Source organism: Stenotrophomonas pictorum JCM 9942, assembly GCF_001310775.1.
Classification (GTDB): Bacteria; Pseudomonadota; Gammaproteobacteria; order Xanthomonadales; family Xanthomonadaceae; genus Stenotrophomonas; species Stenotrophomonas pictorum.
Genome location: NZ_BAZI01000509.1, coordinates 1 through 1,604, shown reverse-complemented (window position 1 = coordinate 1,604; position 1,604 = coordinate 1). Strand labels below are relative to the sequence as shown.

Genomic DNA, 1,604 nt, shown 5'->3' with positions numbered 1-1,604 from the left:
CGCTGCCGCTGATGGTGCCTGGCGGTGAGCCGTTCCCGGCGCGCGATCTGGTGATCTTCCTGGCGGCGGCGGTGATCCTGGTGTCGCTGGTCGCGGCCAGCCTGGTGCTGCCGCGGCTGCTCACCGGGCTGGAACTGCCCAAGGACGAGGACAGCCGGCGCGAAGAGGACATCGCGCGCAAGGCGTCGTCCCGGGCGGCGCTGGCGGCGGTGGAGAAAGCCCGGCAGCAGCTCGGAGAGGGCCAGAGCACCGGCAGCGTGCAGCTCTACAACGATGCCGCGGCGCGGGTGAGCCTGCTGTACCAGCGCAATCTGGACAAGGGCCAGAGCCCGGACGAGGACCCGGAGAAGGTCAAACGCATGGAGCAGGCCTATCGCAGCCTGCGCGCGGCCGGTCTGAATGCCGAGCGCGAGGAGCTGTTCCGGTTGACCCGGCGCGGGCAGATCTCCGACGAGGTCGCGCGCAAGCTGATCCGCAACCTGGACCTGCTGGAGAGCCGGCAGCGCGATTGACGCTGCCGGCGGTGATGCTTACGGCTGCGGCAGCTGCAGGAAATACGGCTCCACCGTGCCCTTGATCTTCAGCGTCATCGGGTTGCCGCGGCGGTCGCGGGCCTTGCCGGCCTGCACGCGGATCCAGCCTTCGCTGACCGAGTATTCCTCCACGTCATCGCGCTCGATGCCGTTGAAGCGGACGCCAACGCCGCGCTGCAGGGCGGCGGCATCGTGGAACGGGCTCTGCGGATTGACCGCCAGGTGATCGGGAGGGGTATCGCTCATCTTCATCATCGGTTGAAGGCCAACGTGGCCGTCTTCTGCCGCACAGGATACCTGCCGCTGCGCCCGAGCCTGAAACGCCGTGCTTCCCCGACGCCGGTGCTGCGGTCAGAATGGCGCGCCCGCCCGCAGCCAGAACAACCGCCATGCCCGACAACAGCGACTATTTCGATTTCGAGGAAAACCCCCACGACTTCGACGAGGACGACTTCGAGGCGCGGGTGTGGAACCTGCTGGTGCTGATCAACCCCGGCGACGAGGAACTGGCGCTGCAGCAGTTCAACCGCTGGCGCGAGCTGCTGGCCGAGCGCGGCGAACCGCTGGAGCCGGACAGTGACTGGCTGCCGCCGCTGTTTGCGGCCATCGGCTGGCAATCGGGTTTCGAGGTCGAGCGCGAGGATCTGGACTCGGTGATGGCCGCGGTCAGCGAGCTGGCCGCGCGCTGGAACCTGCAGCTGGACTGGGGCGGCGATCTGGATGACGAGGATTTCGCCGACCATGTCGATGGCGTGCAGCTGCTGTCCATCGCCTTCGATCGCCTGCGCGAACACGGCTACACGCTGTGGAGCGTGGATGCGGGCAGCGAGGGTTTCACCGGCTGGATGGCGCTGACCCGCGACGATGACGCGATGCTGGCGCTGTGCTCGCTGCTGAACGTGGAAGTGCGGCTGGGCAGCGATCCATTCTGATTCCGCTTTCCCCGAGGTTCGGACGCGGCCGCTGGCTGTTTCCGGCCACCCGGCTGTCGCTCACCCGGCGCTGTACTGCGCCCGCGCGTTGGCGATGACCTGGCGCATCAGGGCGCGGTCGCGATGCCGGGAAATGGCG

Annotated in this window: 2 protein-coding genes and 1 pseudogene; 2 read left to right on the top strand and 1 reads right to left on the bottom strand. The window is 68.1% G+C overall.

Translation table 11 applies throughout. The features are described from left to right. A pseudogene (locus JCM9942_RS15540) lies at positions 1-512 on the top strand (Na+/H+ antiporter); the annotation flags it as partial. 18 nt (positions 513-530) lie between these two features. Here the strand turns inward: JCM9942_RS15540 and JCM9942_RS15535 are convergent. Then, complete coding sequence (locus JCM9942_RS15535; RefSeq protein WP_054660762.1) at positions 531-779, bottom strand: DUF3297 family protein; 249 nt, start codon at positions 777-779, stop codon at positions 531-533. A 143-nt stretch (positions 780-922) separates the two neighbouring features. Here JCM9942_RS15535 and JCM9942_RS15530 point away from each other — a divergent pair, with 143 nt between their 5' ends. Continuing rightward, a complete protein-coding gene (locus JCM9942_RS15530; RefSeq protein ID WP_054660758.1) occupies positions 923-1,465 on the top strand; it encodes a DUF6630 family protein in 543 nt (180 codons plus the stop codon). Positions 1,466-1,604 lie beyond the last annotated feature (139 nt).

Excerpts from the sequence above, each read along its gene's own strand:
- JCM9942_RS15535 (WP_054660762.1), bottom strand. The coding sequence starts at position 779 with ATGAGCGATACCCCTCCCGATCACCTGGCGGTCAATCCGCAGAGCCCG.
- JCM9942_RS15530 (WP_054660758.1), top strand. The coding sequence starts at position 923 with ATGCCCGACAACAGCGACTATTTCGATTTCGAGGAAAACCCCCACGAC.